We start from the raw sequence: 6916 nt of genomic DNA, 5'->3' as shown, positions 1-6916 counted from the left end.
ACGGACTCCCCATCGCTTCTCGGGGTTAACGACCCTGCGGATTTGCCTACAGGATCCCCCTACCAGCTTAGACCCGCACTTCCAATCGCGGATGGGATCTCACTCCTGCGTCCCCCCTTAGGTGATAACGCTTTACCAGTGGTTCCGGAATATTAACCGGATTTCCATCGCCTACGCCTTTCGGCCTCGGCTTAGGGCCCGACTTACCCTGGGCGGATTAGCCTTCCCCAGGAACCCTTGAGTTTTCGGTGACCAGGTTTCTCGCCTGGTTTATCGCTACTTATACCGGCATTCTCACTTCCAGTTCGTCGACGGTGTCTTACGGCACCGCTTCATCCTACTGTGGAACGCTCCTCTACCAAATGACTGATGCGAACATCAATCAAGTCCGCAGCTTCGGCAATCAGCTTAATAGTCCCGTGTATTGTAGGCGCAGAATGACTTGACCAGTGAGCTATTACGCACTCTTTAAATGATGGCTGCTTCTAAGCCAACATCCTGGTTGTCTGTGAGATTCCACATCCTTTCTCACTTAGCTGATATTTAGGGGCCTTAGCTGACGATCTGGGTTGTTTCCCTCTCGGCAATGAAGCTTATCCCCCACTGCCTGACTCCCGGAATTCCTGTGCACGGCATTCGGAGTTTGATAGGGGTTGGTAACCTGGTAAGGTCCCTTGCCCTGTCAGTGCTCTACCTCCGCCACATACTTTCCGAGGCTATACCTAAATATATTTCGAGGAGAACCAGCTATCCCTGGGTTTGGTTGGCCTTTCACTCCTACCCACAGCTCATCCGAGAATTTTTCAACATTCACCGGTTCGGCCCTCCATGACGTGTTACCGTCACTTCAGCCTGGCCATGGGTAGCTCACCCAGTTTCGGGTCTGCTGCATGCAACTGAATCGCCCTATTCAGACTCGCTTTCGCTTCGGCTACGTCCCATAAGGACTTAACCTTGCTGCATACAAGCAACTCGCCGGTTCATTATGCAAAAGGCACGCCGTCACCCCGAATAAATCGAGGCTCCGACTGATCGTAGGCACATGGTTTCAGGTACTATTTCACTCCCCGCCAGGGGTGCTTTTCACCTTTCCCTCACGGTACTAGTTCACTATCGGTCAGATGAGAGTATTTAGTCTTGGAGGGTGGTCCCCCCGTATTCCCACAGGGTTTCTCGTGCCCCATGGTACTTAGGAATCGCAACCAGGGAGATCGCTTCCTTTTCGCCTACCGGACTTTCACCGTCTATGGTAGGACTTCCCAGACCTTTCGGCTAAGGAACGACTTTTTGACTCCCCGACCCCGGTTGATACACGGGATCCGTAACGACCCTGATACCCCCGTCCTGCAACGCGTATCAGCTATCACGCAGGACCGAGTTTAGACTTTTCCCATTTCGCTCGCCGCTACTTTGGGAATCTCGGTTGATTTCTCTTCCACTGGGTACTTAGATGTTTCAGTTCGCCAGGTTAGCTCTTCGGGATTACTTCCTGTTACGTTTTCACCCCGACGTGTTCCGATATGACTCGGAACGGGTTCCCCCATTCGGGCATCTCCGGATCTAAGGTTGTTTGCACCTCCCCGAAGCTTATCGCAGCTTACCACGCCCTTCATCGCCTTCATCTGCCAAGGCATCCACCATGTGCCCTTTGTAGCTTGACCAAAAATCAAAAGTTAATAGCCATTGTTCTAAAATCCAACGGCTAACCTATTTGGTGACTTCAAGTCTCCAAAGTGCTTGTAGTATATACCCTATACTAATTTAAGACCCTATTCAGTTGTCAAAGATCATCTTCCGGTATCATCGAGACATTAAGTACAGTATTTCCCGGAGCTTTGTATTATACCCTTTTCCCACTAATTTGTCAAGAGGTTTATGCAATAAATGAAAGAAAATGTGAATATTTTATAACCCGTTATAAATTCAAGAAATCAGGCAAACAAGTCGAATGGTTTTTTAAAATATTTCGGTTTTGATTTGACAAACAACCCGGCACTATGCCGATTTCGGATAATTTCTTATATTGAACCAAGCCCGGCGCCAAAAGCGCTGCTTCGCCCATAAAGCTCGGTTGTTGGCCGATCGTTGACGCCCAGTTGGCTCTCTTCCTGAAAAGCAATGCCCCGATACGCTTCGCTATCGGGGCTTCTGCCCGGCAAAAAACCAATATGGTGGTGGAGCTGACCCGCCTACGGCGGACTACTGGCTGACAAGTTAGCCCCATGCTGTCGGATTCTCCGCCTAAGGCGGATCCGCCGCCGTTTTGCTCCATCCCTTACTGCAGGCGGAGAACCTTCAACAACGTTGTCGGTCGGTTCTCATCCGGGCAAAAATATGGTGGAGCTGATCGGATTCGAACCGACTACTTCCTGCTTGCAAAGCAGGCGCTCTACCAATTGAGCTACAGCCCCACGCTTATACCGATTTTATGCTTTGCGTCCCCGCGTCCCGCCCTGAGCGAAGTCGAAGGGAGCTACAGCCCCACTTAACTTAAACTCTAACAACCAATAACTAAACCCTAAAAACCAAGGTGGATTATACAATAAAAGATTCGGATATGCAAGGGGAAAGGGTATCAATAGCTGTATTTCAGAGATATTTTAGCAAACGGCGCATCCGGGTTTCCGCTTAAAAGATAGCCCATATTATATGGCTGTTCTTCGTTCAACTGAGCATCAATAGTGAGCCGGCCGAAGTTAAAGCCCAGCCCAAAGCAGATATTAAAATCCGATTCGCTGAATGCTTCCTCCGTAGTAGTTGCATTATAGGCAAATCTGGTTTTACTGTTGATCCAGGAGGTCTTTTGGCTGGCACCCAACCGAAGCGTCAGCCATTTCAAAAGTCCGGCCTCAATCCCGGCCTGAAAGCCAGGCAATACGATAGTGCTGACCTCCCGGCTAATATATTTTTGTGAAGGTATGGTTGAAATCAGCCAGATATTATTGGAGTCGGATATCTCAATGCCGGAGCCTTCCAGGGAAAGGCCGGCTAAAAGCTTTACCCCGGGTTTGGGACAATACTCGGTTCCCAAATAAGCAGCAAATCCGCTTTGGGAATATTTCCCTCCGGTTTTATCATACATGGAGCCCGGCATATGCATGGTATCGGCATAGCTGGCTGTATATCCCAGCGTAAACGAATTGAATGACAAGGCCGGCACTATTTTGATTGCCGGGGTCATCCCGTAGAACAGTCTGGCATCAAGTTTTTTGCCGCTGCCCTCCCGGCTTTCCACCTTTTCCCAATATAGGGGATCGGCTCCGCTCAGCTCGAATTCCGAGGAGAATGAGATCGTCTGGAAACCCAGGCCGGTCTGCAAATAGATATTGTCGCCAAAAATCCGGGAAGCGCCGGCGTCAAAGCTCCAGATGCCGGAATGCGCCTGGCGTTTTACTGCATCGGCCGGGATGGTATCGCTGAAATCATAACTTTTATCCCCCGTAGCCCGGGCGATGTGCAGTCCGGCCACCAACAGCCCCATATCCCGGGCATAGAATAAATGAAATTTATTGCCGGGCAGAGGAATGCTGTTGCGGGGAGACATCAGGGGGTGATTGGAAATGGCATAATTAAGAGAGGCTATCATCCCCTCGAGCTCTTTTTGGTTTGTCAGGTCGCCAAACCCTATCCCCACGGTTCCCAGCTTCTGTTCATCGTCAGACCAGGTTCCCCAAAAGGACATCCGGTTCCTGTCAAAGGGAAACGAATCCAACTCCAGGGATAACAAGCGAGGATAGCTGTTCAATTCGGTCGGGAAAAGCCAGATATCGCCGGGATCGGTGGTAAATACGACCGCCGGTCCCAGCGAGGACTGGGCGCTTTGGGTGGCAAAAGACACTCCCCCTGAAAGCAACAGCGCCAAGCAGGCAAGCCCCAAAAAGGCTTTTCTCATACCGCAATCTCTTTAAAGTTATTTGGCAATTATTACTTCGGGAAATAAATAGCGCAATGTGTCATTCCCGCGAATGCGGGAATCCAGGCATGGATGCCCGTTCCCCGATCACAGTCGAGGACAAGTTTCACGGGTTGAGCACAGAAAGTAAAATAAGTTTGACCGAAATGCGCCTTTGGTGCGCATGACAACAAGGATGTTCAAAAACGGGTAAGGATTATTAATCTATTTAATTGCCAGAGTAATAAAAGGGCGAGTTCTGTCTTTTGAACTCGCCCTTAGATTTGGTAGATGTATTAGAACTTGTAGGTGGCGGAAACCTGAGTAAAGGGCGCGTTGACAGCACCGCTCATCAGGTAGCCAAGTTCATACGGCGACTCGTCGTTCAATTTGACGTCAATGCACAGCTTATTGAACTTGAAACCCAGACCAAAACCGAAGTGGTAAGCGGCGCTGGTGTAGGTATCTTCAATTACCGTGTTGGCTGATGTAGTGGTGGTTTCCGTGGTCTTGGCGATATCCTTGCTGGCCCCGATCCTGAGGGTCAGCCATTTCAGCACGTCGGCCTCCACTGCGGCGCTGAAGCCCGGGAACAGGAAGGTGGAATACTTCTCCTCTGCGACGCCTATGCCCAAAACGCCGGTGGTGTCCTCAATGGTGGTGCTGGAAATACCGAAGTCCAATCCGCCTATGACCCGGACGTTCTCCACCGGGGTGTAGTTGGCGCCGAACCCGGCCCAGAAATCGAAGGTAGACATTTCACCACCTTCCGGGTATACGCCTAGAAACAATGTATCAGTACTGCTTAGTTTATAACCTATGGACGACATGGACAGACCGGCGGTGGGCACCAGTTTGAAGTTGTCGCTCATGCCGTACAGCACCCGCAGGGCCACATCGATTCCGGAGCCGCCGTCGGATTCCAAAGTTTCGCTATACGGGGTAACTGCTGGTGTGGCACCCGGCCAGGTCCAGTTTATTTCGTCAGAAAAGGAATAAGTCTTGAAGGAGAACCCCAGATTGGCTTCCATGTTCTCCATAGGGGAATACCCCAAGCCAAAGTTGAAATCCCAGATCCCAGCGGAAGTGGAATTATCTTGGTGCAAGGAACCAGAGACGGTGTCGGAATTTGTAAAGGTCTCGGCATAGGCCGCCCGGGCAATATGTAAACCGGCCGACAACCCACCTAGGTCTCTGGCGTAAAACAAGTGCCATTTGTTGTCCACTGGGTTCATTCCAAACGCAGTAGTTATTAAAGTATTGAATTCATCTTCGTTGGTGATCTTGTGGTTAATGTCCAAACCGGCCACGCCCCAGGTCTGCTCCTCATTGGCAAAGGTGATGGCGGCGGAACCATTATAGGAAAACCCTGCCGGATAGGTGCCCAATTCAGCTACAATCATTCTGGGATAGCTGGCGGTTAAATTGGGATAAAAATAGATATCCTCAAAGTCTCCGTCGTACATCCAAGCCTTGCCCAAGCTAACAACCCTGGACTGGGTGGCAAAAGTCACATTGGCAACGCCCAATAGCATTACCACTGCCGCTAAAATAGCAAATGACTTTCTCATTAATTGACCTCCTTAAATGTTTGAATGGTTGGTTTTTTGGCGTGCTCAACTGTAAAGATATCACAAAAATCGTGGTTTTGTCAATAGTTAAAATCTATAACTTAAAGCCGCCGAAGTGGCTGGCCAGGTCTTGCTCCCGCTGGCGATATTTCCGCCGGAATATAATAATTCGGGATTGACCAGCAGGTCCAGGTTAAGGTTTCCGGCTTTCAAGGTAAGTCCCATATTAAGCCGATAGGGTTGTTCCGAAGATTCGGACCGGCTGGATGTGCCGTCTATAAAATCAAGGTTATGTTTGACCGAAACCATCCTCTGGGTGGCCCCCAGCCGGGCAGTGATCCAATTGGCCAGGTTGGCTTCCATCCCCAGATGAAAAGCCGGGAAGGTCCATTCGGTAATGGTTTCCTTTATCTCGCCCGGGGATCCGATTATCAGTGAATCCTCTATCAGCAACTTGGAATATCCGATATCCGCCCCGGCAATCAGCTTAAGATGATTGCGGAATTGGTAGTTCCAGCCGCAACCCAGGACAAATTCGGTGGTTTCGTCACTGCCGACCACAGAGTTAGTGTCGCCGTTCTGGGTGTATTGATAGGCCAGATCGGTATACCCGGCCTTTAACCGGGGAACGATGACCATATCCTCGTTCAGGGCATAGAAGATTCTGCCGTCAAAGGCCAGCCTCTTGGATCCATCGGATCTGAACTCCTGGGCCGAATCCTGCCCGGAATATGAATAGCTGCTGCCGAAGGAAAAATGACTGTATGAAACCGTAGCATCGGCCCTCAAATTTTCCCGGGGCTCATAGCCGATCCCCAGCCCCAACTCGACGATCCCGGCATCGGCCTTTCTTTCCTCGTCGGAATAGCTGTTAAAACCCGACCAGGCCGAACGGCCCAATAAAATACCTCCTGTGATCTTGCCGAATTTTCTGGAGTACAGCAGATCGTATGAGGCTTTGGGCTGTTCGATCATCATCAGGTGTTGGCCCAGGTTGCGGTCCTGCAGGCGGGTGATGATGTCTACGCTAAAAGTATCGTTTTGAACCGGGACCAGATAATCCAGCAGCTTGCCGTATCCGACCGAATGATGATTTACAGCCAGTCCGGCCACCCCAAAACTCTGCTCCTCGTTGGCATAGAGCAGCCAGACCGAGCTTTGAGAAGCCACATCGCTGCCCTCATCTCCCAGTTCGGCCACCATCGAGCGATAATAAAGCGGTCCAACGCTGGGGAATATAAAGACATTGCTGTTATCCCAGACATAATTCGATGCCCCGGACAGCGAAAGGACCCGGGTCTCGGTGGCAAAGGCTGGCATTGATAATAGACCTATAGCGATAAAGGCCAATATGAATGTTTTTTTCATTTTATCTCCAAAATTATTTTTTAGGCTGTTTATCCGAAAAACCAAACCTGAATTATTTTATCAGATTACAGGAATAAAAGCCATA

The 6916-nt window shown here is 50.1% G+C and carries 4 protein-coding genes, 1 tRNA gene and 1 rRNA gene (1 of these 6 only partly in view); all 6 read right to left on the bottom strand.

Features of this window, described 5'->3' with window-relative positions:
- Positions 1–1661, bottom strand: a 23S ribosomal RNA gene (locus KJ869_02300) (it extends 1373 nt beyond the left edge of the window).
- Positions 1662–1915: 254 nt separating this feature from the next.
- Positions 1916–2272 (bottom strand): hypothetical protein, encoded by a 357-nt coding sequence (locus tag KJ869_02295; GenBank protein MBU1576019.1) that lies wholly within the window; start codon positions 2270–2272, stop codon positions 1916–1918.
- Positions 2273–2335: 63 nt separating this feature from the next.
- Positions 2336–2411: transfer RNA gene (locus KJ869_02290), tRNA-Ala, on the bottom strand.
- A 164-nt stretch (positions 2412–2575) separates the two neighbouring features.
- Complete coding sequence (locus KJ869_02285) at positions 2576–3892, bottom strand: hypothetical protein (protein ID MBU1576018.1); 1317 nt, start codon at positions 3890–3892, stop codon at positions 2576–2578.
- Positions 3893–4188: 296 nt separating this feature from the next.
- Positions 4189–5463 carry a hypothetical protein gene (locus KJ869_02280; protein ID MBU1576017.1) on the bottom strand — a complete coding sequence of 425 codons (1275 nt, stop codon included), beginning with the start codon at positions 5461–5463 and terminating at the stop codon, positions 4189–4191.
- An 87-nt stretch (positions 5464–5550) separates the two neighbouring features.
- Entirely contained in the window at positions 5551–6831 is a 1281-nt protein-coding gene (locus KJ869_02275; protein ID MBU1576016.1) for a hypothetical protein, read from the bottom strand.
- Positions 6832–6916 lie beyond the last annotated feature (85 nt).

The sequence above is a fragment of the Candidatus Edwardsbacteria bacterium genome (assembly GCA_018821925.1).
Classification (GTDB): Bacteria; Edwardsbacteria; AC1; order AC1; family EtOH8; genus UBA2226.
Note: the sequence above shows the minus strand (reverse complement) of the source record. Positions and strands in the feature narration are given on the sequence as shown.